Annotated in this window: 17 protein-coding genes; 10 read left to right on the plus strand and 7 right to left on the minus strand. The window is 34.5% G+C overall.

Annotated elements, in window-relative coordinates; translation table 11 throughout:
• Positions 1–182: 182 nt before the first annotated feature.
• Positions 183–1,181 carry an IS630 family transposase gene (locus tag GM3709_RS09910; protein WP_066118659.1) on the plus strand — a complete coding sequence of 333 codons (999 nt, stop codon included), beginning with the start codon at positions 183–185 and terminating at the stop codon, positions 1,179–1,181.
• A 188-nt stretch (positions 1,182–1,369) separates the two neighbouring features.
• Here the strand turns inward: GM3709_RS09910 and GM3709_RS09915 are convergent, their stop codons facing one another.
• Complete coding sequence (locus GM3709_RS09915) at positions 1,370–2,272, minus strand: DUF2887 domain-containing protein (protein ID WP_066118788.1); 903 nt, start codon at positions 2,270–2,272, stop codon at positions 1,370–1,372.
• A 179-nt stretch (positions 2,273–2,451) separates the two neighbouring features.
• Here GM3709_RS09915 and hisA point away from each other — a divergent pair, with 179 nt between their 5' ends.
• On the plus strand, positions 2,452–3,216 hold the full coding sequence (gene hisA / locus GM3709_RS09920; protein WP_066118790.1) for a 1-(5-phosphoribosyl)-5-[(5-phosphoribosylamino)methylideneamino]imidazole-4-carboxamide isomerase: 765 nt from the start codon (positions 2,452–2,454) through the stop codon (positions 3,214–3,216).
• A 382-nt stretch (positions 3,217–3,598) separates the two neighbouring features.
• The gene (locus GM3709_RS09925; RefSeq protein WP_066118792.1) at positions 3,599–3,838 is read left to right on the plus strand and encodes a 2Fe-2S iron-sulfur cluster-binding protein; all 240 of its coding nucleotides are present in this window, start codon (positions 3,599–3,601) and stop codon (positions 3,836–3,838) included.
• A gap of 65 nt (positions 3,839–3,903) precedes the next feature.
• On the opposite strand, the gene bchM is transcribed toward GM3709_RS09925, so the two are convergent.
• From bchM to GM3709_RS09950, 5 genes are all read right to left on the minus strand, one after another.
• Positions 3,904–4,602 (minus strand): magnesium protoporphyrin IX methyltransferase, encoded by a 699-nt coding sequence (gene bchM, locus GM3709_RS09930; protein WP_066118794.1) that lies wholly within the window; start codon positions 4,600–4,602, stop codon positions 3,904–3,906.
• A 134-nt stretch (positions 4,603–4,736) separates the two neighbouring features.
• On the minus strand, positions 4,737–11,711 hold the full coding sequence (locus tag GM3709_RS09935; RefSeq protein ID WP_066118796.1) for an Hpt domain-containing protein: 6,975 nt from the start codon (positions 11,709–11,711) through the stop codon (positions 4,737–4,739).
• 253 nt (positions 11,712–11,964) lie between these two features.
• Positions 11,965–15,324 carry a methyl-accepting chemotaxis protein gene (locus GM3709_RS09940; RefSeq protein ID WP_066118798.1) on the minus strand — a complete coding sequence of 1,120 codons (3,360 nt, stop codon included), beginning with the start codon at positions 15,322–15,324 and terminating at the stop codon, positions 11,965–11,967.
• Between the two features lie 60 nt (positions 15,325–15,384).
• Positions 15,385–15,735 carry a Uma2 family endonuclease gene (locus GM3709_RS09945; RefSeq protein WP_231937543.1) on the minus strand — a complete coding sequence of 117 codons (351 nt, stop codon included), beginning with the start codon at positions 15,733–15,735 and terminating at the stop codon, positions 15,385–15,387.
• A 46-nt stretch (positions 15,736–15,781) separates the two neighbouring features.
• Complete coding sequence (locus GM3709_RS09950) at positions 15,782–19,174, minus strand: methyl-accepting chemotaxis protein (RefSeq protein WP_066118799.1); 3,393 nt, start codon at positions 19,172–19,174, stop codon at positions 15,782–15,784.
• A 404-nt stretch (positions 19,175–19,578) separates the two neighbouring features.
• Between GM3709_RS09950 and tig the strand changes: the two genes are divergently transcribed.
• The 7 genes from tig to GM3709_RS20690 all read left to right on the plus strand — a co-directional run bounded on the left by tig (position 19,579) and on the right by GM3709_RS20690 (position 24,576).
• Complete coding sequence (gene tig / locus GM3709_RS09955; RefSeq protein WP_066118801.1) at positions 19,579–20,952, plus strand: trigger factor; 1,374 nt, start codon at positions 19,579–19,581, stop codon at positions 20,950–20,952.
• A gap of 55 nt (positions 20,953–21,007) precedes the next feature.
• Positions 21,008–21,409 (plus strand): preQ(1) synthase, encoded by a 402-nt coding sequence (gene queF / locus GM3709_RS09960; RefSeq protein ID WP_082712975.1) that lies wholly within the window; start codon positions 21,008–21,010, stop codon positions 21,407–21,409.
• A gap of 49 nt (positions 21,410–21,458) precedes the next feature.
• Positions 21,459–22,778, plus strand: coding sequence for an ABC transporter substrate-binding protein (locus tag GM3709_RS09965; RefSeq protein ID WP_066118805.1), 1,320 nt, complete (start codon positions 21,459–21,461; stop codon positions 22,776–22,778).
• A gap of 67 nt (positions 22,779–22,845) precedes the next feature.
• On the plus strand, positions 22,846–23,436 hold the full coding sequence (locus tag GM3709_RS09970) for a phycobiliprotein lyase (RefSeq protein ID WP_066118807.1): 591 nt from the start codon (positions 22,846–22,848) through the stop codon (positions 23,434–23,436).
• Between the two features lie 42 nt (positions 23,437–23,478).
• Positions 23,479–23,766, plus strand: a complete 288-nt coding sequence (locus GM3709_RS09975) for a hypothetical protein (RefSeq protein WP_231937544.1) — start codon at positions 23,479–23,481, stop codon at positions 23,764–23,766.
• On the plus strand, positions 23,753–24,274 hold the full coding sequence (locus tag GM3709_RS09980) for a hypothetical protein (protein WP_066118809.1): 522 nt from the start codon (positions 23,753–23,755) through the stop codon (positions 24,272–24,274). The genes GM3709_RS09975 and GM3709_RS09980 overlap by 14 nt, the downstream gene beginning before the upstream one ends.
• Positions 24,275–24,405: 131 nt before the next feature.
• Positions 24,406–24,576 carry a hypothetical protein gene (locus GM3709_RS20690; protein ID WP_173645710.1) on the plus strand — a complete coding sequence of 57 codons (171 nt, stop codon included), beginning with the start codon at positions 24,406–24,408 and terminating at the stop codon, positions 24,574–24,576.
• 110 nt (positions 24,577–24,686) lie between these two features.
• On the opposite strand, the gene zds is transcribed toward GM3709_RS20690, so the two are convergent.
• Positions 24,687–26,138 (minus strand): 9,9'-di-cis-zeta-carotene desaturase, encoded by a 1,452-nt coding sequence (gene zds, locus GM3709_RS09985; RefSeq protein ID WP_066118811.1) that lies wholly within the window; start codon positions 26,136–26,138, stop codon positions 24,687–24,689.
• Positions 26,139–26,211: the final 73 nt, after the last annotated feature.

The following is a 26,211-nucleotide window of genomic DNA, read 5'->3' on the forward strand; positions in this document are numbered from 1 at the left end:
TTTTTAGAAATTCCATGAGGCTTTGTAAGTAAGTGGGCAGAATTAATTGTATAATTATAACATTAAAATAAATTTAATAAAATCAAAAAGTAATATACAAAAGTTTTATTTATATTTAAAAATAATTAATGTAGCTTAAAATCTGCTAAAAATATGAAAAATAAGTAAATCAAGGATAAAAAATGCGATTTGTTACCAGATTAGCTCCAGAAACACAACAGTTATTAAAGACTATTGAACAAAAAAGTAAATACTATCAAGTTAGACATCGAGCAAAATCGATTTTGTTAAGTTATCAAGGTTATAAAATTACTCAAATAATGTTAATATTAAATATTAGTAGAAATACAATTTATAATTGGCTTAATAATTGGGAAAAAAATGGTTTAAATGGATTATATAGCTTGAAGGGAAGAGGAAGAAAATCAACTTTAAATGAGCAACAAGAATTAAAAGTAAAAGAATGGATAAAATCTCATCCAAAAACCTTAAAGATAGTTCAAGAAAAAATAGAAAATGAGTGGGAGATAAAAATAAGCAAAGATACGATAAAAAGATTAGCAAAAAAAAAGGGCATGGGGTGGTATCGGTTCAAGAAAAAGGTAAAAGGGGAAGTATGCCCTGAATTATACCAACAAAAAAAGAGACAATTAGAGCAACTAAAAAGAGCAGAAAATGAAGGAAAAATAGATATATATTATGGTGATGAAAGTGGATTTAGTTTAGTACCTTGTTTACCTTATGGATGGCAAGAAAAAGGGAGAAAAATAGAAAGAGAAAGTAGCCTAAGTAAAAGATTAAATGTGTTAGGATTTATGAAAAAAAATAATGAGTTAGAAAGCTATGTATTTGAGTCATCAATCAATAGTGATGTCGTGATAGCTTGTATAGATAACTTGAGTAAAAAAATAAAGAAGGAAACAGTATTAGTAATGGATAATGCCTCGATTCACCAAAATAAAAAATTCTGGAATAAAGAAGAAGAATGGGAAAAAAAAGGATTAAAAATATTCTTTCTACCACCCTATTCACCACAATTAAACAAAATAGAAATACTGTGGAGATTTATGAAATATAAATGGTTAGAGAACTCCTGTTATAAAAGTTATTTAGATTTAGTAAAAGGAGTAGAAAATATTCTTATAAACTTTGGTTCAAAATATACAATTAATTTTGCCTAGGTACTTAGTTAAGATCACGAAATACTAACTATTTGTTTTATTTGTTTACATTTGGGATTGCTGATATGTTTCCCTTCGGACTTGTAACCCTCACCCCTAGCCCCTCTCCCACAAAAGAGGGGGATTTAGATTCCTCATAGTTTCCTCGATAGGTACTGTTTGGTGTCATAGCGATCGAGGTATATAATTTAATGGGAATAATTATCTAACCAATCGATTAAATCCTGAGTGGAGTTAAAATCTAATAATGCTTCCCCAAGAGATTCTAATTGAGGGATAGAGAGCGATCGAACTTTTCCTTGTAACTCATGACTGAGATTACCACAACGACGATTCAATAGACGAATAACGATATTTGCTTCTCCCTGTTGTGTACCTTTGAGCATCCCTTTCGTAATACCAATTTCTACTCCTTCAGTACGTCCTATTTGCACTCCTTCAGTGCGCCCGATTTCTAACACTTGTTGATAAAAACGAGTCTGGGTAATGTCTGCTTCTCTCAAGTTAATCATTTTTTGTACCTCCTCGATGGTTAATTGGGGGAATTTATTTACCAGTATAGCCTCTACTAAATCTAATCTGAGGTTAAACTGCTCTTGATTTTCAGCACTTTCTAAGATTTTTTTTGCGAATGGTACTGCCTGATTTTCTGGGGTAACAATTAGTTTTAATATTGCTAAATTCGCACTTAAATTTTCTTGGGTTAATAAGTCTAATAAAAATAACCTTTGTACTCGATTATCTAGTAAATCTTGATAAGGAATTTCACTGCCTAAATCTTGATTACGATTATTTAAAATCAATAGTCCTCGCCAATTTCTTTTTACTTTATACTGATGAATATAGATAAATAATCCCCCAAAATAACGACTATAAAATTCAGTATCTTTCTGCATTTGTGCTTCGAGAAATACTAGAGGTAAATTATCGTCATTCAGAGGAGTTAGTAATCCATCAAGACGTAACTCTTTTTCTTTAACTACGGGGGCGCTATAGTCGAATTGACAACTTTCGGGTATTTCTGGTAACAATTCAGAAATCAGACTCGGTTGAGTTAAAAAGATACGGTAAAATAACTTATCGGTCTTCACTTTTAAGGTTTTATTTGTTATTTCTCCCTATATTATCAGAGTCAGAAAACAAAATATAGTGAGCATTGCTGATGTGCGATACCAAAGGGGAGTAAGGAGCGATCGATCAAAACTAAATTTGATGATTAAATTTGATATAATAAGAGTTCTCTTAATTTTAGGATGTAATTTGATTTTTTATGGAAGTTATACCCGCCATTGATTTATTAGCAGGGCGTTGTGTGAGATTATATCAAGGGGATTATGAACAGTCTCAGGTTTTTAACGAAAATCCTTTAGAAGTGGCTTTACAATGGGAATCTCAAGGGGCAACTCGTTTACATTTAGTAGATTTAGATGGTGCAAAGGAAGGTACAACGGTTAATTTAGATGTAATCTGCTCGATCGTACAACACTTAAATATCCCTGTACAAGTGGGCGGAGGATTGCGCGATCGTACTTCTGTTGCTAGATTATTTGACTTAGGAGTAGAAAGAGCGATCGTTGGTACTGTAGCTGTAGAAAATCCAGAATTAGTACAAGAATTGTGTGAAGCCTACCCTTATAAAATTGCAGTGGGTATTGATGCTCGTAATGGCAAAGTTGCCACTAAAGGATGGTTAGAAACTTCTACTGTAGAAGCAACAGATTTAGCTCAAAGAATTTCTCACAAAGCGGCAGCCATCATCTACACTGATATTAGTCGAGATGGTACTTTAGTCGGGCCTAACCTAGAATCCTTAAGAGAATTGGCACAAGTGTCGAAAATTCCGGTTATCGCTTCTGGTGGTATTAGTTCTCTCACGGACTTACTTAGTTTATTATCCTTAGAATCCCTTGGAGTTAATGGGGTAATTGTGGGTAAAGCTCTTTATACTGGTAAAGTAGATCTCAAAGAAGCTATAAGCTCGATCGGTAATGGTAGGTTACAGGATGTCATTATAGATAATGTCAGAATTGTTTAGTATTTAAAGTAAGGTGAAGGGGTAATCATAATACTTATCCCTGAAAATAATAATCGCTTTAGCTGATTTGTGCTGTAGGTTCCTTATCAATTTATTGTAAGGGGTTTGGTGTATCATATCAAATTTGTCAACCTCGATCGTGATTTATTGTCTCTTTGAACTATTAGACATTCATCAATAACCCACCATGAAATAAATGAATCTGTTGGAAAACAATTTGTTACAGAAAAATTGACAAAATCAACAATTTATGAATTAGGTAGCATATCATAATTTGCCGTGAAATTTATTTCTTGGCTCATAGCTTAAGTCTGGTAAAGCAACTTTATTACCTATCAATTTAGTTATTACTTATTTTTCATTTCTCATTACTAATTAAATTATGAGTGTCAAAGTAAAATTTTTACCCGATGATGTCACAGTTATAGCAGAAGTTGGCGAACCAATATTAGAAGTAGCCAAACGAGGAGGAGTTTTTATCCCCACAGGTTGCGTGATGGGTTCTTGTCATGCTTGTGAAGTCGAGTTAGAAGATGGCACTCCTATTTGTGCCTGTATAAGTGCTATCCCATCCACTACTAATGAGTTCATTATTAATCTTTACTCTGATCCTGTATGGTAATTGTAGAATATAGAATGTAGAATTAATAATTGATTTAACATTATTTACTAATATTTAATTCCTCATTATCTAACCGCTTCTAAAAGACGAGAATAATAAAAATTGGTGCTAGTCATGTCTGTGCGTTTGATTTGAAAACCATTATTTTTGAGAATTTGTACAATATCTTCTTCTTTATGTTGATAGGCACGAGTGGCTTTACTTGGTCCAGGAAAAAATTCACCAATACGTTTTAAAATGGTTAAAAACAAGGTTTTAGGGGCAAAACTGAGAATTAAACGAGATTTTGCTAAGGAAGACAAGTGTTTAATCATGTCGGCGGCTTCTTCCGTGGGATAGTGAATTAAAACATCTAAGCAGATAACTGTGTCGTATTCTCCCCTAATGGATTCTAAATCTTGTACTGCTAACCTAATGTTACGAGGGTTCGTCATGACTTGTTTAATCCTCTGCGCGGCTTCTCCCACCATTTTAGCTGATATATCACTAGCAAAAACGATCGAGCCTTCTTGTGCTAAGGGAATCGTTAAACTACCGACACCGCAACCAGCATCACAAATAGTTAAATTGGCTAAATTACCGTCATCTTTTAACCATCCTACGACTTTATCGATCGTTTGTTGATGTCCTTCTCTAATATCCAATTGTACTTTATTTACTTGTCCATCACCGTAAATATTTCGCCACCGTTCAAATCCTGTAGCGTTAAAATATTCTTTTACGATCGTTTTGTCATCTAAAGATTTTTTTATTGTATTAACCATTTGATATATTTCTTAAAATAAAGCTATTTGAGTCCACAATCTATTAATTTACCATTGTTCAACTCGATCGAGCTATAAAATTATTGGTAAAGAGAGGAGATTTGGGAATAGTAATAATAATTGGTGCAAAACTATTACGCCATGACAGGGGATTTTTGCTCCACCAAACTTTTAATGGATTGTAAGAATTTTTGTTCAATATAAGGTTTAGTAAAATAAGCATTTGCCCCTAAATGAGTTGCTAACTTACGGTGTTTATCGTTACTACGAGAAGTTAACATCGCAACAGGAATTTTATTCAATTCAGGATAGCGTCTTCTTTGCCCTAAAAATTCAAATCCATTCATATTAGGCATTTCTATATCGCATATTATTAAGCTAACTTTAGAACTTTGTTGTAGTTGTTCGAGTGCATCTTTTCCATCTTTAGCTTGAATGACTCTATAACCAGCTTTTTCTAAAGATAGAGCAAGAGTTCGTCGCATAGCGGCACTATCATCAACAACTAATACAGTGGCAACTTGTAAAGGATTAATTGGAGGAGCAGATGATTTATTATAACTACTACTTGTAACCCCTTTACGGTGAATGTTAACTACCGGATTCATGGTTTCTAAGAATGTGGCTAAGAGAATAGCAGTATTAATGACAGGGATTAATGTACCATCTCCCAAAATTGTACAACCATAGCTATAGCTAGGTGCTGTTAAGGCATTACCAAAGGGTTTAATGACTAATTCTTGTTCACTGACAAGATCTTCGACTTCTATGGCGAATAATTCTTGTCCTAAACTCATTAATAACAAAGGATTTGCCCAGTCTTCAGGGGTTGGTAATACTTCTAAGGCTTGACTAATAGATGGATTTTCTGCCACGTAGCAACGATATTCTAATAAATCGCTTAAGGGATAAATCGGTACTACTTTATTTTCATAGTATAAAAAGCGTTTGTTACCAGAAGTTTTTAATTGATGTTCTTCAGGGACAATAATTTCTTCAATATTATCAGAAGGTAAGGCATAAAAATGACTATTGGCAGACAATACTAATAGTTTATCGATCGTGAGAGTTAATGGTAATCGTAGAATAAATGTAGTACCTTGTCCGGGTTCTGATTCTACAGATATTGTACCTTTAAGCGATCGTAATTGAGAACGAACAATATCTAAACCAACACCACGGCCAGAAATTTCTGTCACTTCAGCGGCAGTGGAAAACCCGGGTTCAAAAATAAGATCAAGTAAATTATCTTTTGTTGTAACTGCTAATTCTTCAGGAGTTAACATTTGTCGCTCGATCGCTTTTTGTCCAATTTTATTTAGATTCAAACCACCCCCATCATCTTTAATTTGAATAATTGTTTGGTTGCCTTGATGATAGGCTTTGACTTCAATAATCCCTGTTTCAGGTTTACCCCTTTGTTTACGCACCTCTGGAGTTTCAATACCATGATCAAAACCATTACGGATCAAATGTACTAGAGGATCATATAATTTTTCCAATGCTGCCTTATCAACCAGTACGCTTGTACCATTAAGTTTGAGGTTAACTTTTTTATTATATTTCACTGATAAATCTCGAAGAACACGAGGGAAACGGTTTAAGACTTCCCCTAAAGGTAGCATTCTTGCCCACATTAATTCATCTCGCATTCGATTAAGCATTTGACGCTGATTTTCTACCGTTTGTCCCGATTGTCCTGCAAATAAGGCAATATCATCCACTGCTTCTTCTAGTTGAATCATTTGCTCAATTAGCCCTTGAACAACATAATACATATTGTCATAACTATCCATTTCTAGGGAATCAAAGGCAGAAGATAAATTAAATTCTCCGTCTTCGCTAAAATTAAAAGGTAAGTTAGATGTATTTTGACGCTTACTTTTACCACCTATACCTATACCACCAAATTTGTCAGGAGAGGTAAGCATTTTGTCAGATAAATCTCGTAAATTATTAGCCATTACTTGAAAACGACCAAATCTTTCTAATAACTCTCTAACAGAAGTTTGCAATTTATCATTTTGGAGAGATAATCCGTTACGGTTAATAGATAATTCGCCGATCAGATTATTCATTCTTTCTAACCGCTCTAAATCAACTCTTACAGTTAAATTAGTTTTAGCCGAAGTCGTAGTACTGGTTGGAGTTGGTGTTTTTTCTTCGATCGAATTTTTTTGAATTTTTTTGAATTTTTTGTTGACGCTACTTTTAATTTCTTCTTGGCTTTTTAATCCGGGTAATTTTTGATAAACATCACCAATAGATTTGATTACCGCATCCAGATTTTCTAAAGATGAACTAACTTCTTGTCTGTCTTCACTCGGTGGCACGGATTCTGCCTCAAATACCGATTCTAAAGAAGGACTTTCTGTTTCTTCCTCAACATTTTCAGAGGATAAGAAGGATTCTACATTAGCAGATTCTGACTCAAATATGGATTCTAAAGAAGGGCTTTCCGTTTCTTCTTCAACATTTTCATGGGATAAGAAGGATTCTACATTAGCAGATTCTGACTCAAATACCGATTCTAAAGAAGGACTTTCCGTTTCTTCTTCAACATTTTCATGAGATAAGAAAGATTCTACATTAGCAGATTCATTAGCGGATTCTGACTCAAATACCGATTCTAAAGACGGAGTTAATTCTGCTTCTCCTTGTAATCCGTTAATCATGGACATATCAACATTGGAGAATACTTCACTCAAAGAAGGTAAAACGATATTTTCTTCTTCCATCTCGTCAATCACGGACATATCTACATTAGAGAAGACTTCACTTAGAGAAGGTAAAACGCTGTTTTCTTCTATTTCATTAATCACAGACATATCGATATTGGAGAATACTTCACTCAAAGAAGGAATAGTGGTATTTTTATCTTCTTCTAAGGCTAATTCAGAGGCTTTGGCTAAAAGTTCAATTTCTTCTTCACTAAATTCTGAGGCAAAAATCTCTTCGATCGAGGGTATGCTATCGTTGTTATCATCATCTTGTATAGCTTGGTGAATTGCATTTATTTGTTCCTCGTTGAGATTGACATTAAAAGCATCATCGAGAGGGGGATTATTTGCTTGGGTTTGTCTATCTTCTGGGGTAATTGTAAACGGTTGTTGTGTGGAGAAGGCTATTTCCTCAAACACATCGTTTAAAGATGATGCACTTTCCGTATCTTCTTTCACGTCTAATAAGAATACTTCTCCGTCTTCGTAGGGGATGTCATTTTCTGCAAATCGTCTCAATTCTTCACTGGGTGTGCCTCCTGTGACTCGATCGCCTTTTAAGACTAAATCTCTTGCTAAATCTGCATCCCTAATAATTATTTGAATAATATTTAAAGCATTTTGAGGATTTTTTTCGATGGCTATTAATCCCAATTTGGCTATTTCAGCAAAACCGGGTAACACGAGCATTTCGCCAAAACCAGAAAACACCTCTAAAGTTGCCCGTAATTCTCCAGCAAGGGGTTGAGAAGTCGGATTTTTGAGAACATTTTTGAGTCGTTGTAATTCTTCTTGAACATCAACCTCAAACATTGATTGCACAATGTCCACCCCTAAATCACTAGAAGACGGAATGTAATCATCTACACGACTCAGGGCTGTTCCTAATCGAGTATTCATTTTTGCCCAAACTTCATTAGCGGTAGCTAATGCTTCTTGAGGATTATAGCTTCCTGTTTCAATTTGTTGAGTTAAAGCACTTCTTAAACAGTCAAAGCCTTCTAATAACCAGCCTTCAAGCTCTGTATCTAATTCTATAGTAGGATCGTATAGTACTTTGAAAACGTCTTCTAACTGGTGAGAAATCATTTTAATCGCTTCTAATCCGACACTAGCAGATCCCCCCTTAAGGGAATGAGCGGCTCTCATTATTTCGTGAATTTTGGCGGTACTACGATCGTCTCTGAGAGTTAATAAACCATTTTCGATAATTTCTAATAATTCTGGTGCTTCTTCTACAAAGAAACTATAGGATTGATCATTGGTGTCGATCGGTGCTTCAATATGTTCTGTAAAGGTTATTTGGGGGACATTTTCTGTGACGATTTCTCCAGCTAAAGATAATAACTCTGTACTTGGTTCGCCTCCAGATTCTCGATCGCCTTCCATAACGAGGTTTTGAGCAATTTCTAAGTTATCAATAAAGGCTTTGGTAATAGTACCAATTTCTGAAGCATTACGTTCCAGTGCTTTAGCCGCCGTTTGACAAATGGCAACAAATCCGGGTAATGCCAACATTTCCCCAAAACCAGAAAAAATCTCGATTTGCATAGAGACTAAATCTTGCATTTGGGCTTCATCACCCTGACTTAATGCCTCTTTTAAGCTGTCAATTCCTTCAACCACATCGACTTCAAAAATTGAAGTGGCAATATCAATGCCCAAATCACTAGAAGATGGTAAATATTCTTCCGATTTAGCAATTTCCTCGCCATATTTTCCTTCAAACTCTACCCACATGGCATTTGCTGATTCTAAAGCAAGTTTCTCGTCATAAGTTTGCTCTTCTAACCTAGCTGTTAAAGGTTGACGTAAAAGTTGATAAATTTCACGAATATAAGATTTAGTATCCTCATCCAAAGGGATATTTTCATTGAATAAGGCTTTTAAACTCTTTTCTACCCTTAAAGCAATATTTCCTAAATCTTCTAAACCAGCACTTCTAGCACCTCCTTTCAAAGAATGAGCGGCTCTTGCTACTTCATTAACTTCATTTATATCTCTTGTTTCTAAAGCATTTTCTAAACCATTATCGATAAGACTAATTAAATCTACTGCTTCATCAATAAAAAATACATAGGCTTGGGCTTGTAGCTCTTGTTGTTGATTATTACTTTCATCTTCAATACTGAAGTTATCTACTAGAAAATCTAAATCATTTGAGTCTATTGAGGTGGTGTAATCTTCTTCTTGATTAAAGTTATTATCTTCGCTTATTAAATCACCAAATTCTATACTTTGTTCACTATAAGAATCTTCTATTTCACTGACTAAATCACCAAATTCTGGGATATTTTCTTCTTGACTAAAGTCATCATTTTCACTAACTAAATCACCAAATTCTGAGATATTTTCTTCTTGACTAAAGTCATCATTTTCATTAACTAAATCACCAAATTCTGGGATATTTTCTTCTTGGGTAAAATCATCATTTTCACTGACTAAATCACCAAATTCTGGGATATTTTCTTCTTGGGTAAAATCATCATTTTCACTGACTAAATCACCAAATTCTGGGATATTTTCTTCTTGACTAAAGTCATCATTTTCATTGACTAAATCAGCAAATTCTAAGTTTTCGGAATTTAGATTAAAAGTATCATTTTCTTCAATTAAATCAGTGAAATCGATGTTTTCCGCCATTTTTAGCTCATTTTCAGAGGGGGTATCCATTGAAAAATTAAAGTTTTCTGAATCATGGGTGTGTACATCGATCGTATTTTGAGAGTCATTTTCTTGAGCAATTTCACTAAAGTCGAGGGTTGAGTCTTTGCCTTCGTTTATTTCTAATAATCCTGCTAGTTGTTGAAGTATGGTAGAAGGTTGACCTCCTTGCTCTCGATCGCCCGATAATACTTGTTGTCTAGCTTCTGTCAAATCATTGATTAAATAGGAAGTTATTTGTTGAATACGATGGGGATAATTGTTAATAGCTAAAGATACTGTATCGGCAATATTTTTTAAGCCAATTAAACTGGTCATTTCACTAAAACCAGTCAACATTTCCAACTGTAATGTTACCTCATTTTGTAATTCGATAATAGGTAAATTATTTAAACTTTCTTTCAGTTGTTCGATCGTTTGTAAAACGTCAACTTCAAATAAAGATTGAACTAAATCAATCCCTAAATCTGCCGAGGATGGTAAATAATCATTAACCTGAATATGCCCTAATTTTTGTCCTAATTTATCCCAAACAATTAAAGCATTTTGTTCCCATTCTGGTTGATAATTTCCTGTTTCTATTTGTTCAGAAAGGGCATTTTTTAAACAGTCGAATCCTTCTAATAAATAATTTTCTAATTCATCATCAACCACAACAGTTTCATCAAATAAAGCTTTTAAATAATCTTCTAATTTGTGAGAAATATTTTTGATCCCTTCTAAACCAACACTGGCTGCACCCCCTTTAATAGAATGTGCCGATCGCATCATATCATTAACTTTAGAGATGCTTTTATCTTCTCTTACTGTCAGCAATCCGCTTTCGAGATTGTGTAATAAGTCTGGAACTTCAGCAATAAAGAATTGATAACTTGGATCGTTTATATTAAAGGTAACTTGATAGTTTTGGGTGAGTTGTTCAATAACGTTAATTTCTACTTGGGCGCTGGTATCTTCTGCTAGGGTAAGTAAAGCAGAACAAGGATTTCCGCCCTCTGTACGATCGCCTAATAATACTACATCTCTGCTTTTATCTAAATCTTGTACTAATAATGTGGCAATGGTAACAGCTTTGTCGGGATGTTTTTGTAAGGCTTGTTGAGTAATGCTAATCAGGAGAGAAAAACCTGATAAATTTACTAATTCACTGAAACCCGTGAGAATATCAAGAGATTCTTGTAACTCCTGTAAAGGATTAAAAGTCTCAGGAGAAGCGATAACCCCTTTTAAACGACGTATTTCTTGGGCAACGTCAACTTCAAAAATTGAGGCAATTATATCAATGCCTAAATCTTCCGAAGACGGGAGATAATTTTCTACTTGTTTAAGGGCATTTCCTAATTTTAACTCTAATTTTTCCCATGTCTGATTTGCTCTATTTTGTGCCTGTTGTCGATCGAAATTACCCGTTTCTAATTGTTCTCTTAAAGGTATCGCTAAACAGTCATAACCCTCTAAAAACAAGTCTTCTAACTCTGTATCAATAACTAAATCTTCATTGTAAAGGGCTTTTATATAATCTTCTAATTTATGGGCAATATCTCTAATACCTTTTAAACCAACACTGGCAGAACCACCTTTAATAGAATGAGCCGCTCTCATCATACCATGAACAGTAGAAGTACTTTTATCTTCTCGTAAATTCAGTAAACCGTTTTCAATTCCTTGTAAAAGTTCAGGTACTTCGTCAATGAATAATTGATATGCTTGGTTGAGTGGATTCATGGCAACTATCAGATTTTGTTTAGGGTAATTTAGTCAGAGTCTATTACTTAGTTTAACAACTCATTTCACCAATAATGAATAATATTTTACATCTTCACCATGGTTGAGTTTATTTTTTCGTTTAAATATTGTAGCTTTTTATATTATTGCAGATTTCTTATGTAATTCTCATTCTGTTTTCTCTCTCATCACCGAGAATTTATGATAGGTAACTGTCAATTGTACATTGTCTATTGTTGAAGTTTATTCATGATCAACTAACTTTAAACTGGGATACGTTAGACTCCAATTTTCGAGCCACCTCTTGTAATTCTACGAAAGAATCTGATAATTGAATTACGGAAGCAGTAGTTTTTTCTGCCACTTTAGCCACTTCTGACATTTTAGATTTAACATCTTCAGAGTTTTCTGACTGTTCAAAGGCCGCAGCTGCGATCGCTTCTACTAATTCATTAATTTGAGTTGTAGCGGCAGCAATCTGGTTTAAACTTTGGCGGGTTTCTTCTACCAATTTACTACCTTCAATTACCTGCTCAGTACCTTCCTCCATAGCTGTAACAACGACTTTGGTTTCGTTGATAATCTCATTAACCAATTTATCAATGTCTGCTGTTGCTTGGGCGGATTGAGTTGCTAAAGTTCTTACTTCTTCTGCAATTACCGCAAAACCAGTTCCTTGCTCTCCAGCCCTTGCGGCCTCGATCGAGGCTTTTAATGCCAAAAGGTGAGTTTGAGCGGCAAATCTGCCAATCAGTCCGACTACTGTCGAAATATTTTGGGTTGTATCCCCTAATTTTTTAACCTGTTCAGCCGCTTGTTGTACTGTCGATCGAATTTCAATAATAGATTTTACCGTACGATTCATCGCTGAGTCACCTATTTCGACACTTTCTTGAGCTTTTTGCAGGGCTTCTTCCGCTTGTTCGGCATTTTCTGCTACCAAATTACTAGAACGACTCATCTGGTTAATAGTTTGTAAGGCTTCACTAATATTTCCTACTTGTTCCTCAATTTCTTGACGTAGGATTCTTACATCATTCTCGTTAGTGGTGGTCGTTTTTGCTACTTCTGCGGCCGCCGTTTGTACCTCTGATACAATTTTTCTTAAACTCTCAATGGTGGCATTATAGGAGTCAGCGATCGTACCAATTTCATCTTCTGTCACCGTTGCACGAATAGTTAAATCACCCTGAGAAACGGGATCAACTTGCATTAACAGTTCTAAAGCTCGTCGTTGCAGTAATTCTTTACCTTCTCTTTGAATTATCTCAGCATTTAACTGCAATTCAAGAAGTTTTACCCGCTCTAAACTTAAACCAACTTGGGTAGCTAATTGAGTAAATAGTTCAATTTCCATTACTTCCCAATTACGGACACCTGAACATTGATGACAAATTAACAAACCGATTAATTTACGGTTAACAAGAATAGGAGCGACTAAATTCGCTTTGACGGCAAATGGTTCTAATTGTTTGATGTGACATTGAGTTAAACCAGCTCGATAAATGTCTGAAGTAGCTTGAACTCTCCCTTGTTGATACTGTTCCACATATCGATCGGCAAAACAAGGATCTGCAACAGTTGCACCCAAAGCGGAGGGAAAATTTAACGCCACAGATTCAGCAATTATAGTTCCTCTCCAAGTTTCATCAAATTCATAGACGATGGTACGATCAGTTTTTAAGGCTGTACGAATTTCTTTAACAGCAGAATCTAATACTTGTGTTCTAGTTAAACTACTGGCTAGAGAAAGAGTAATTTCTTTAAGTTGTTCTGCTCTATTAGCCGCAGCCATTTGGTTTTTAAGAATGTTTACCCTGTCCAAAATAACCCCAAATCGTAGGGCAATTTGACCTAAAAAGGTGATTTCTCTTTCTTCCCAAGTATGATGTTGTCTGCAATGATGGGCGATGAGAAGGGCGAATAATTGTCCTTGACTGATAATCGGTACAACTAAATTAGATTTAATTTGTAAACGATACATTAAGGCTTCGTGTTCTTCGGCAAATCCTGCTGTATAAACGTTTTCGGTGGGAACAACTCGACCATTTAAGTAAGCATTTCTTAATTCAGGTGGAATACAAGGATCGTTAATTTCTTCACTTAGCGCACTAGGTAAATCAAAATCTCCGGCTTCATTGCTGATATATCCACTCCAATCAGGCTTAAAACGATAGATAACAAGACGATCGACTTGTAAAATTTCTTTAGCTTTCGGTAATGCTCGATCGAAAACACTATTAAGATCATCTTCATCAAGGGTACGAGAACCAGTTATTTCTTGGAAAAGACTAATTTTGCTGGAATCTAACATTAAAATAGATTCAGTTTGTGCAATGTTATCCGCTAAATAATTGAAAGTACGAGCTAATTTACCAATTTCATCATTTCCTTGAATATCCGTTCTCCTAGTGTAATCTCCTTCTGCAAATAATTCCGCCGTCAACTGCAAAGATTCAATCGGTTTTGCAATTACTCGTCCCAAAATCAAGATTAATAGTAAATTTAAGATAAGTACTGCCACCGCCGTTTGACCTTGTACACTTAAATTACCAGAAATAATTTTATTGAGTGCTGTTTCAGGAGTTCCTCTTACAAGAATACCAACGGGCTGCTTTTGAAAATTTGGAATAATTTGAGCCGTAAAAGTGTAAGTGTTTTCTCCGACTTGATCTCTTACAGAAACGATGTCATCTGGATTTTCCAAGGCAAGTTTTAAGAGGGTTTCCGTTGTCAGAGATTGTCCTCTTGCTGTATCTGTTTCTGTTAATGCACTGGATAAACTAAATTTCTTGTCTCCAGTTATTTTATAGATAGCACTATAGCCCCCTTTAAATTCTCTGATGGTATCTTCCACGATCGAGAATTTGCCATCTACCACATCCCCTGATACTAATACTCCAATTACTTGTTGTGTACCCGGACGAAATACTGGAGTAAAGGTATAACGAGTCAATACATCTTGATTTTGAGAAAGACTAGGAAAAATAGGAGGTAATTCCTTCGCTAAATCTGTCCAAGGGGTAATTTCAGTGGTTTTGATTTGTTGAGGATTATTAATAACTTGGGACACTAAGCCATTGGGATTAAATTCTTGTCCTGTACGCTCGTTATTGGCATTGACAATAATTCTTTGATCCCTTCCTACGAGAGTAGCATATTCAATATTACGAGCTTTGATCTCATTTTGCAGAATTCGACGCACAATCGATCGTTCTTGAGGGTTTAAATTACCACCATTAACATTAATCAAAGCCGCATTAATAATTGCTAAGTTATCAGATTGTCCTCGAAAACCGAACCCCATTTGATTAACTTTAATACTGTAGTTAATCTTTGTCGCTTCCAACTCGGAAATAGATTGGTTAACCAGTTGTTCTCTACCCCCTTGAACTACTTGAATAATTCCCACACTCAGTAATGCCACGATCGAGATTGCTTGAGCAGTTACCAATACAAAAACCTGTTTTTTGCGAATCGATATGTTATAAAACCATGACACTATAGGAAGAGGATTTTTTTGGGGAATTGGTTTAGAAGATGCCGAAATCTGAGGTAAATTAGGGGAAATAGTTGATCTATCTAATTTTGGTTTATCTGGTGCTTGAGTCATGATATTAATTAGGGGTGAGTAGTGGGTAATGAGTAATTATTGATTGTTAATGTTAATGATTCATTTTTCAAATAGTTCTACGGGAGTTAATTTTAATTCAGGGAAAGTATGAGAAATGATAACAGAAGTATCTTGATAAGATTTAATTTGATAAATATTATTTTCATCTAAGGTACAGACAAAAATAGTCGGTTGTTTGGGATTACTTAACCAAGTGCGACTCGCTACAGCAAGATAATCAATTAACCAATATTCTTGAATACCTAAAAGTTGATATTCCGTTAATTTATCAATATAATCGTCTTCCCAATTAGTCGAGACTACCTCCACCACTAATTTTGATGGTTGAGATAAAAACGATTGAGCAGTTAAGTTAGATTCCCAATTTGGTTTTGCGATAACTGCTGTCATGAATAGTTAATAGTTAAATGATTAATTCCTGATTCCTAATTATTATTTAGCTGACTTTGAATTTACTAACACTTTGTTGTAAGTTTTCTGATACCTTGAGCAGTTTTTTAAAGGTTCGAGATACCTGAGTTACTGCCGTAGAGGTGTCGTTAGAAATTCCAGCTACTTCAGCCATAGTTTCAGTAATATCTTCAGAGGTTTGAGACTGTTCGGCTGCCGCAGCGGCGATCGCCGTGACTAACTGGTTAATTTGCGCAGAGGCGGCAGTAATTTGGGTAAGAGAGGCACGAGTTTCTTCTACTAATTTAGTACCTTCTACTACCTGTTCTGTACCGAATTCCATTGCTTTAACTACATCGTTAGTTTCTTCTTGAATTTCAGCTACCACCTTCTCAATTTCAGCCGTTGCTTGGGCTGACTGACGAGCAAGGGATCGAACTTCTTCCGCAACCACCGCAAAACCTCGTCCTTCTTCTCCTGCGTGGGCTGCCTCAATAGAAGCATTTAACGCTAAGAGGTTTGTTTGATCTGCAAAACTACCGATGAGGTTAACTACTTTAGAAATTTTCTGAGTAGATTCCCCTAATCTTTTAACTTTTTTCGCCGTTTCCGCTACGGTTTCTCGAATGGCTAAAATACCATCTACCGTACGGTTCATGGCAACTTCTCCTTCTTCTACGCTGCGGTTAGCCTGTTTTACTGCTTCCTCTGCTTGTTCTGCGTTATCAAGTACCATGCGAGCGCTAAAAGCTAAAACTTGGACTTTTTCTAAGGCGATATTAATATCATCCGCTTGACGAATAATTTCTGTGGCTAATTTCTCAACAAATCTTTCTTGTTCTCGAACAACGTCACTAACAGCTCTTGTTCCTCCTTGTACTTGGGTTACAATTTTTCTCAAACTCTCGATCGTTGCATTATAAGAGTCAGCGATCGTGCCTATTTCGTCTTCTGTTACGGTTGCACGGATGGTTAAGTCTCCTTGAGATACAGGATCTACTTGCATTAACAATTCTAAAGCTCGTTGTTGGATAATTTCCCTTGCTTTTCTTTGTTCTAATTCTGATGCCTGTTGTTTAGCTAGTAGTTGTATCCGTTCCAATGCAGGTCCAATTTGGGTGGCAAGTTGGGAAAGGAAAATACATTCTGATTCTGTCCACTGACGAGGTGCGTTACATTGATGAGCAATCAGTAATCCTAGTAAACTACCATCAATAATTATGGGAGTTACAAGATTAGCTTTAATCTCGAAGGGCTCTAATTGTTGAATGTGACAGCTAGTTAATCCTGCGGTATAGATGTTATTGGTAGCTTGTACTCTACCTTCTTTATATTTTTCTACATATTTATCAGCAAAACAAGGATCTTTGATGGCGGCACCTAATGCTCTAGGATATTTAGGATCTACGGATTCGACAATAACTGTACCTTTCCAATCCTCATCAAAGGTATAAATGATTACTCGATCGGCTCCGAGGGCTTCTCTACCAAGATTAGTGGCTACCTCAAATACTTTGTCCTTATTTAAAGACTCTGCAATTTTGAAACTAATATCTTTTAATTTAACCGATAAGAAACTATCTAATTGTTGAGATTGGAACAACATTACCCGCTCTAAGGCAGGGCCCATTTGAGTCGCTGTTTGAGCAAAAAATTCAATTTCGTTAGTTTGCCAGTTACGGGGAGAAGAACATTGATGAGCAATTAACAATCCTAAAAGACTTCCATTAGCTACGATGGGTGCGACCAAATTAGCTTTAACCGCAAAAGGTTCTAGTTGGTTAAGATGACATTCCGTTAATCCTGCTTTGTAAATATCAGGAGTTGATTGTATTCTTCCTTGTATGTATTTGTCAACATATTTATCTGCAAAACAGGGATCAAGAATTTGAGCGCCCAAGGCTTTAGGATAATTTTTACCTACGGATTCTGCAATAACTGTACCTTTCCAAGTATCATCAAAACTATAAACAATCACTCGATCGGATTGTAATGCTTGTCTAATTTCCCTTACAGCAATTTCAAAAACCTCATTAATATCAAAGGCTTTCGTCATTTCTAAGGTCATATTTTTCAACAAACTAGACTGCGTAGCAAACATTTGTTGCTCTAGTAACAATGTTTTTAACTGGAAAGTCATTTCATTAATACTATTGCCTAAATCCGCAATTTCATCTTTTCCATAAACTTCTATTTCTACATCTAAATCCCCTCGACTGATTTCTTTGATTGCCTTAGAAGTTTTCTCAATCGGAGTAATGAATTTTCCGGCCAAAATATCCGCTACCCAACCAACTATTCCAGCAGAAATTAATATCCCCCAAAAGACATACCATGAAACATTTTTAGCCGGTGCAAGAGCACTATCCACATTATCTGCAACAATGACATTCCAATTCAAGTCCACATTATCTATTTTGAGATCAATCGGTTTATAAGCAATAAGTTGTTTTCTTTTCTCTAACACATTATCTGCGATAACGGATTGTGCTTCTTTGTCTTCAGTCTCTTCCCATTTTAGTTTAGGAAATATCTGATCTATTTTTACTCCTTGATTAGTTCCTTCTTTTGGCTGTAACTGTTTTCCGTCACTTTGCATAGAAGTTAAAGATTCACCTTTAGAGGAATAGAATAACTGATTTTGATCATCTGTTAAATAAATAGATTTACCGTCATCAATAGAAGAGGAAAGGAGGATTTCTCCCAGTTTACTAACAGGGACTCTCATGCGAATAAACCCGATATTTTGTCCTGTGGTTGGATTTTTGATCACCGAAGCAGTATAAATAGAAAAAATGCCTTCAGTGGCTGAAATGAGGGGGTTACTTACCGTTGCTCCATTTTTTGCTTTAGCTTCTTGAATATAAGTACGATTCAGATGATTTCCTAAAGGTTTTCCTGTGGTTTGAGCGATGACGTTACCTTTAGTATCAAATAAAGCAATGCTGTCATAGTAATTGTATTTTTCTTTGATGTTATTCAATTCTTTATTTAATTTGGCAGTGTTGCGATTCGCAAAATCTGGTGATCCTCCAAAAAGACTAGCCATTGTTTGGACATCTAAATAATTTTCATTAATTTTTAGATCTAGTTTAGTCTCAATAAATTCAGCATCTTTTTTTTCTGAATTTTCAATTTGTGTTTGAAAAGAACTATTTACGATTACCCCGATCGCTGTTCCTACTAATAATAAAGGTGTTACCCCTAATGCGATCGCTAAAGTTCTAAATTTAAACCGTAAATTTTGAGATTCAAACCATGAAAATATGCCTTGTTTCTGAGAATTATCTTGAGGAGAATGAGGACTATTTTTTGAGGAGGAGTTGACACCATTAACATTAATATTTTCTGACTTAGATGAGTCACTAAGATTATTTTCTAAAGTATTAGATTGTGTATCCTTGTTAATTTGATTAGGTTGTGGAGAAGTTTGGGTCATGGAATCTTACCTCTAAATGATTGACACTGAAATTTAATTTAAGTATTTTTACCTATGATTTAGGTTATTTATTCTCTTAATATATGCTCTTAATTCTAACTCATAGATAATCAACCGTTAAATCAAAGATTATAAAAAAGAATTTTGCCATAATTTTGCAACTAGGATGCAGAAATTAAAAGAGTAAACATTAAATCAAATCTTTATCTATAAATACCTATTAATTCTCAGTTCAAAATAAAACTTTTTATTAGATACTTAAAATTTCATTTTGTTTTACTATCTTCTTTGTTACTCATTACTAAATTTTATAAAAAGTGCAAGTTAAGAGTTATACTAGGAAAGTTGAGTAAAATTCTTATCGTAAAAGAGCGATTCGTTATAAGGAAAAAATATTAATTTTTATGAAAATAACTCAGGAGAAACTTCCTGCTAGTCAAATCGGTTTAGAAATCGAGATTCCTGCAGAAATATCAAAAAATACTTACGAAAAAGTTGTTAAAGAAATAGCTAAAACGGCGAACATTCCCGGGTTTAGAAAAGGTAAAATTCCTCGCCCAATTTTATTACAGCGTTTAGGTAGTGAAAGAATAAAAGCGGCAGTTTTAGAGGAATTAATTCAAGATAGCTTAGAAAAAGCTATTGAACAAGAATCTATTAGTGTTTTAGGAAATTATAGATTAAAATCTGATTTTGAAGATTTAATTAAAACATATAAACCCGATGAAGTTTTTACTTTTAAGGCGGCAGTAGATGTAGCTCCAGAAGTTACTTTAGGACAATATCAAGGGCTACAAGTAAAAGCAGAAGAAATAGTTTACAAAGAAGAAGATGTAAATAAACTATTAGATGAGCGTCGGGAAAAATTAGCAACTTTAATTCCTGTCGAAAATCGTGGTGCTCAAATGGGAGATATTGCTGTTATTGATTTTGAAGGGCGTAAACCTACAGAAAATGGAGAGGAAGGAGAAATAATTCAGGGTACAGAAGGTAAAGAGTATCAAGTAGAGTTAAGCGAAGGTAAGTTTATTCCGGGTTTTGTGGAAGGTATTGTCGGTATGAATATCGATGAAACCAAAAAACTTAATTTATCTTTTCCTGAAGATTATCCTCAAAAAGATTTAGCGGGAGAAGCGATTATTTTCACTGTCACTCTTAAAGATTTAAAAGAAAAAGAGTTGCCTGAATTAGATGATGATTTTGCTCAAGAAGTGAGCGAGTTTGAAACGATGGCAGAATTAAAAGAGTCTTTAGAAAAACAGTATAAAGATAAAGCCGCTAATGATACTAAACAAAATATTCATGGAGCGATCGTAGAGGAATTATTAAAGCATACCTCGATCGATCTTCCAGAGTCAATGCTAGAGGAAGAAACCCAGAATATTCTCTTACAAACCGCTAATCAACTTCAAAGCTACGGTATGGATGTTAACCAGTTTTTAACCAGAGAAGTGGTAACAAAAATGAGAGAAACAGCTAAACCAGAAGCTAGTAAAAATCTTCATACTACTTTGATAATAGAGAAAATTGCTGAACAAGAATCTATTAGTGTCAGTGAAGAAGAAGTAACCGCTAAGACTATTGAGATTAGAGAAACTCTAAAAAATCGTGATGTTGATGAAGAAAAATTAACCAAATACGTCAAACATGATTTATTAGCAGAAAAAACTCTCGATTGGTTACAAGAAAAAACCCAAGTAGAATTAGTACCTGAAGGTAGTTTAACCCCTCCAGAAAAAGAAGAATTGACGGAAGAAACGGAAGAATCAAATTCTTAAGTTACAGACAGTTAACAATTAGCAATCATCAGTTATCAATTATCAATTATTAGTCGTGAGCGAGAATAAATTTTCTGAAGTAAAATACGGTGAAAGGGCAATTGAAGACGGAAATTTAATTACTTTTCCGAATCCTCGCCCAGGTAGAGTTTATGATGTGAGTATTACCTTGCCAGAGTTTACTTGTAAATGTCCTTTCTCTGGTTATCCTGATTTTGCCACTATTTATATCAACTATTCTCCCGATGAAAAGGTAGTAGAATTAAAAGCCATCAAACTATACATTAACAGTTATCGCGATCGATATATTTCTCATGAAGAATCTGTTAACCAAATTTTAGATGATTTTGTCGAGGCTTGTGATCCTTTATCGATAACAGTCAAAGGAGATTTTTACCCACGAGGTAATGTACATACAGTCATCGAAGTAAAACATAATAAGGCGTTGTCTTTTTAGGTTATTTTTGAGATATAATAAGCCACTAATTTGATATTTTTAAACAGCAATGTTATTTACTAAAATAGTTTTTAGTGGTCGTAATTTTTTTGTTAAATCCATTAGTATAGTTTGCATTTTTAGTTTTTTATTCCTTAGTGGTTGTCAAAATACTGGTTTAAATTCTGATTCTTTAGACAATAATCAAGTTACTAAAATTACTTTTTGGCATGGTATTAATCCACCAGAAAATAGAGCGATTTTTAACGAATTATTAACTAAATTTAATGAACAAAATCCTAGTATTAAAGTAGAGCCTTTATATGTAGGACAACCTGATGAACAATTACCCAAAATTATCGCCTCGATCGCTGGAAATCAACCACCTGATATACTATGGTATGTACCTCAATTAACGGGAAAATTAGTCGAATTACAAGCCCTTAAATCTCTACAAAATTGGTGGAATAATTCGGAGATAAAAAATGAAATTGATCCTGCGATGTTAGCAACAATGGAATTAGATAATGATATTTGGTCTGTTCCTTTTGCTACTAATAATTCTGCTATTTTTTATCGTCCTAGTTTATTTGAAAAAGCCGGAATAAAAGATAGTCCAAAAACATGGGGTGAGTTTGCTCAAGTTGCAAAAAAACTCACTCAAGATATTAATAATGATGGCACGATCGATCAAAATGGAGTATTATTTGCGTCAGGAAAAGGAGAGTTTACTGTATTTGTTTGGTTGCCTTTTATTTTCAGTGCTAATGGTGAAATTATCCAAAATAATCAACCTAATTTAGTTAGTGAAGGTACACAAAAAGCTCTCGAATTAGGAGTAGAATTAGTTAAAGAAAAAAGTGCTATTTTATCTCAACCCGATCGAGGTTATGAATTAGATAACTTTATCAATGGTAAAGTAGCCATGCAAATTACAGGTCCTTGGACTTTAGCCCAATTAAAACAAAGTAATATTGATTATGATGTTTTTCCTATACCTATTATTAATCAACCTGCAACAGTTTTGGGCGGTGAAAATCTCTATGTTTTTAAAACTAATTCTCAACGAGAAGAAGCATCTTTAAAATTTTTAGAGTTTATTTTAGGACAAGAATTTCAAACTGAATGGGCATTAAAAACTGGTTATTTACCTATTAATATTAAAGCTCAACAAAGTCCAGAATATCAAAAATTTGTCACAGAAAATCCCGTCATTAAAGTATTTTTAGAACAAATGAAAGTAGCTAAATCTCGTCCTATTATTGAAGATTATCCAGCCATTTCAGAAAACTTAGGTAGAGCGATCGAGTCTTCTTTATTACAACAAAAAAATCCCAAACAAGCCTTAGAAGAATCTCAAAAAAGACTTGATTTAACTATTAATAATTAGATTTTTAAGCTCCCAAGTCATGATAAAATAAAATCTTGAAATAATAATTTTTGAAATATACTTTAATATGGACGGTTTAACATTCTTTCAAAATAGTGCAGGAAAATGGCGATCGCAACGTACAACCCACCATTTACCCTTTAGACGGGCAGAAACAGGAGGATCAGACATTCAAGTAGAAACTCTAACTAAAGAAAATCCAAAAATTATTGAAATTTGTCAAATGCACTCCTTTGATCCAGAATTATCTGTTGGAGGTTCTTATGTGACATGGGATGGAGCAATGCAATGGGATAAAGAAAATGAAGATCACAAAGGTGAGACAGTTTTTGCTTTAATTCCCACCTCTGAAAATCCCCGTCAAGGAAAATTACTCAGAGAAAGAGGCTATGCCGAAATAGTTCCCGTTGCCGGAGAATATTATTTAGATCATGAAGATGCGTTGGTTTTAACTACAGAATATGAAACTATGACTATTCATGAACGGTTTTGGTTTGTAAGTGATGATATTAGATTAAGAACCAGTACAGTGAAACGTTTTGGAGGTTTCAACACGGCAACTTTTTGTATTGAAGTAAGAGAAACCGAAGATGATCAAACTTCTAACCAAAAAAATAGTCAAACTTTATTAAGCACTCCAGCAATTACAGGATGGTAAACTCCAAATGTAGAATGATGTTTTTCGTTTTAAAATAAAAAGTTGTCGATTAACAACTATATAATTAAAATCAGTAAAAAACATCCAAACAAGGAAATAACGAAGATAATTGAATATGCCCAAGAAAAAGGATGGATAGTTAAAAAATCGAATGGTCATGCTTGGGGTATTTTATATTGCCCTTATAATGACATAAAATGTCGTGCGGGAAAACATTGTAAAACAAGTATTTGGAGTACACCGACAGATTCCCAATACTTTGCCAAACATTTAAAAAGAATAATTGATAAATGTAATTATATAGAGGAGAATAAAGATGAATTATTATGATTTTGGTTTAATTTTTGATTTTAAAGATAAAACAGATCCTGAGATTTACTTAGATTCATTATATGAAGCAGGATGTGGAGATGCGATAATAGGTATAGCAGAGCAAGGATCGATAGCTTTAGATTTCATGAGAAAATCCGATTCAGCTTATCATGCTGTTTATAGTGCTATTCAACAAGTTAAATCAGTAATAGCCGATACAGTTTTAATACAAGTTTCTCCTGATATAGTAGGAGTTTTAGAATTATCAGAAATTTTTGAATGTACTAAACAAAATATTCAAAAATATGTCAATAAAGAGAGTTTTCCCAAAGCATTTTTTAAAGGCTCTCAAGCTATTTGGCACTTAGATGAAGTACTAGAATGGTTTTTAATCAATAAGGAAGAAAAAGTAGATACCAGTTTACTAGACGTAGCTCGATTAGCAAGAAGTATCAATCTAAGTTTAGAGACGAAAAAAGCTAATGTTGAAATATTTAAACAAGCTCAAGAATTAATAGCAATTTAAAAGATTGTTTGAAAAGGATCAAACCCTTTGTTAAATCTCCGGTTGTGTTGACTTGTGAAAAAATAGTGTTAAGATGTTAATAAAAATTAACAAAATTTTATAATTATTAATTAATTAGGACTTTATTTACCATGACTGAACCTCAACCGACAAAAACTCCCAATATTGAAGAACCAAAATTTGGGTTCAATAATTACTCCGAAAAATTGAATGGTAGAGCCGCCATGATCGGTTTTATTATTACTTTAGCGATCGAATATTTTAGTGGACAAGGTTTATTAAGTTGGTTAGGATTACATTAATTAACTTCCATCAGCTCATGTAAACGACAGAGTTTTAAACCCACGATTTTTCAGAATAAAAATTTAGTTTGTTTATCCCCCGAATAGGGGGAGTATTAATTTCAGCTAATTTATTTGATTGTCAACACCTTAATATTTGATTGCAAAATAACCTGAGCTGCTTGTTTTCCTGAAATCGTAGCACCTTCCATGCTGTCAATATAATCTTGTTGAGTGTAACTACCAGCTAAGAAAAAATTAGAAATAGGAGTTTTTTGAGATGGGCGATAAACATCCATACCCGGTGCTTCTCTGTAAAGAGATTGAGCTAATTTGACGACACTATACCATGTCATATTCAATTCTTGGGAAGAAGGAAATAGTTTATGAACTTGTTTTAAAACATGATTAGCAATATTTTCGTTTGTTTCTTTGATAAAAGGATCACCCGGAGTCAACACTAATTGTAACAAAGAGCCTTCACCTTCTCTATAGTAATCTGCAGGACTTGATAAGGCTAAATCTGAAAAACAGGAAAAGTCTGCATCGCAAGTATAAAGTAAGTTATCAATACCTTCTGCTTTATCTAACTGTTGGCGTTTTTTCTCATCGTGTAATTCTGTCACCCAACCATCAAACCTCAGTTGTACGGTAGCAACAGGTACAGCAGTAAGTTTATAAATATTGTCAAATTCTTTCCATTTACGCCACCCTTCAGGAATAACTTTTTGAATACCGGGGACATCACAAGCACAAACATAAGCATCAGCAGTGATTAATTCTTCCGTGTCTCCTTTTGCTACTAATAAACCAGTAACGAGGGTATCTTCTCCTTCTTGATATTTAATTTCTCTAACTTGGCGACGGGTATGAATTTTTACTCCTTTAGATTCTAAATAATTAACGATCGGTTTATGTAAATATTCATGAGGTGAACCTTCTAACATTCTTAGCACGGATGCTTCTGTTTTGACGGCAAAAAATTGAAAGATGGTTAGCATACAACGAGCAGAAATATTTTCTGTGTCAATAAATCCTAATGCGTAGGCGATGGGATTCCACATTTTATCAAGACTTCCCTGATTTCCTCCGTGCTTACGAAACCAATCGGCAAAACTAATACCGTCTAAGTCTCGGATATTGCGCATAGCACCTTCAAAGTCGATTAACCCTCGTACAATAGGACTCGTGCCTAATGCTAAAGAATTGGCTATTTTATCCACCAAAGATAGTTGAGAAGTGGTAAAAAATGCTTTTAAGCCATTAAAAGGAGCACCTGTTAGGAAGCGAAAATCTAGTTCTCCGACTCTACCTCCTTCGTTGATAAAAGTATGAGTATGTTCTTTTAATCTGAGGTTTTCGATCGCACCTACTTTTTCCATTAAAGCAAAAAGATTGTAATAACAACCAAAAAATACGTGTAATCCCATTTCAATATGATTACCGTCATTATCTACCCAACTCCCTACCTTACCGCCCACAAAAGGGCGAGATTCAAATATTTCTACCTCCCAACCAGCATCAACTAAGTCAATGGCGGTGGCTAATCCGGCTAATCCTGCACCTACGATCGCAACTCGCATTCTAATTCTAATTTTTCTTAACTTTTCTTTACATTTTTATTATACTCAGATATTGACCTCTCCTTTCCTTTGT

Source organism: Geminocystis sp. NIES-3709 (assembly GCF_001548115.1).
In the GTDB taxonomy this organism is placed as follows: domain Bacteria; phylum Cyanobacteriota; class Cyanobacteriia; order Cyanobacteriales; family Cyanobacteriaceae; genus Geminocystis.

Bases quoted from the DNA above. Each gene is read 5' to 3' on its own strand.
- GM3709_RS09910 (WP_066118659.1), top strand. From the start codon at position 183: ATGCGATTTGTTACCAGATTAGCTCCAGAAACACAACAGTTATTAAAG.
- hisA (WP_066118790.1), top strand. From the start codon at position 2,452: ATGGAAGTTATACCCGCCATTGATTTATTAGCAGGGCGTTGTGTGAGA.
- GM3709_RS09925 (WP_066118792.1), top strand. From the start codon at position 3,599: ATGAGTGTCAAAGTAAAATTTTTACCCGATGATGTCACAGTTATAGCA.
- bchM (WP_066118794.1), bottom strand. From the start codon at position 4,602: ATGGTTAATACAATAAAAAAATCTTTAGATGACAAAACGATCGTAAAA.
- GM3709_RS09935 (WP_066118796.1), bottom strand. From the start codon at position 11,711: ATGAATCCACTCAACCAAGCATATCAATTATTCATTGACGAAGTACCT.
- GM3709_RS09940 (WP_066118798.1), bottom strand. From the start codon at position 15,324: ATGACTCAAGCACCAGATAAACCAAAATTAGATAGATCAACTATTTCC.
- GM3709_RS09945 (WP_231937543.1), bottom strand. From the start codon at position 15,735: ATGACAGCAGTTATCGCAAAACCAAATTGGGAATCTAACTTAACTGCT.
- GM3709_RS09950 (WP_066118799.1), bottom strand. From the start codon at position 19,174: ATGACCCAAACTTCTCCACAACCTAATCAAATTAACAAGGATACACAA.
- tig (WP_066118801.1), top strand. From the start codon at position 19,579: ATGAAAATAACTCAGGAGAAACTTCCTGCTAGTCAAATCGGTTTAGAA.
- GM3709_RS09965 (WP_066118805.1), top strand. From the start codon at position 21,459: ATGTTATTTACTAAAATAGTTTTTAGTGGTCGTAATTTTTTTGTTAAA.
- GM3709_RS09970 (WP_066118807.1), top strand. From the start codon at position 22,846: ATGGACGGTTTAACATTCTTTCAAAATAGTGCAGGAAAATGGCGATCG.
- GM3709_RS09980 (WP_066118809.1), top strand. From the start codon at position 23,753: ATGAATTATTATGATTTTGGTTTAATTTTTGATTTTAAAGATAAAACA.
- GM3709_RS20690 (WP_173645710.1), top strand. From the start codon at position 24,406: ATGACTGAACCTCAACCGACAAAAACTCCCAATATTGAAGAACCAAAA.
- zds (WP_066118811.1), bottom strand. From the start codon at position 26,138: ATGCGAGTTGCGATCGTAGGTGCAGGATTAGCCGGATTAGCCACCGCC.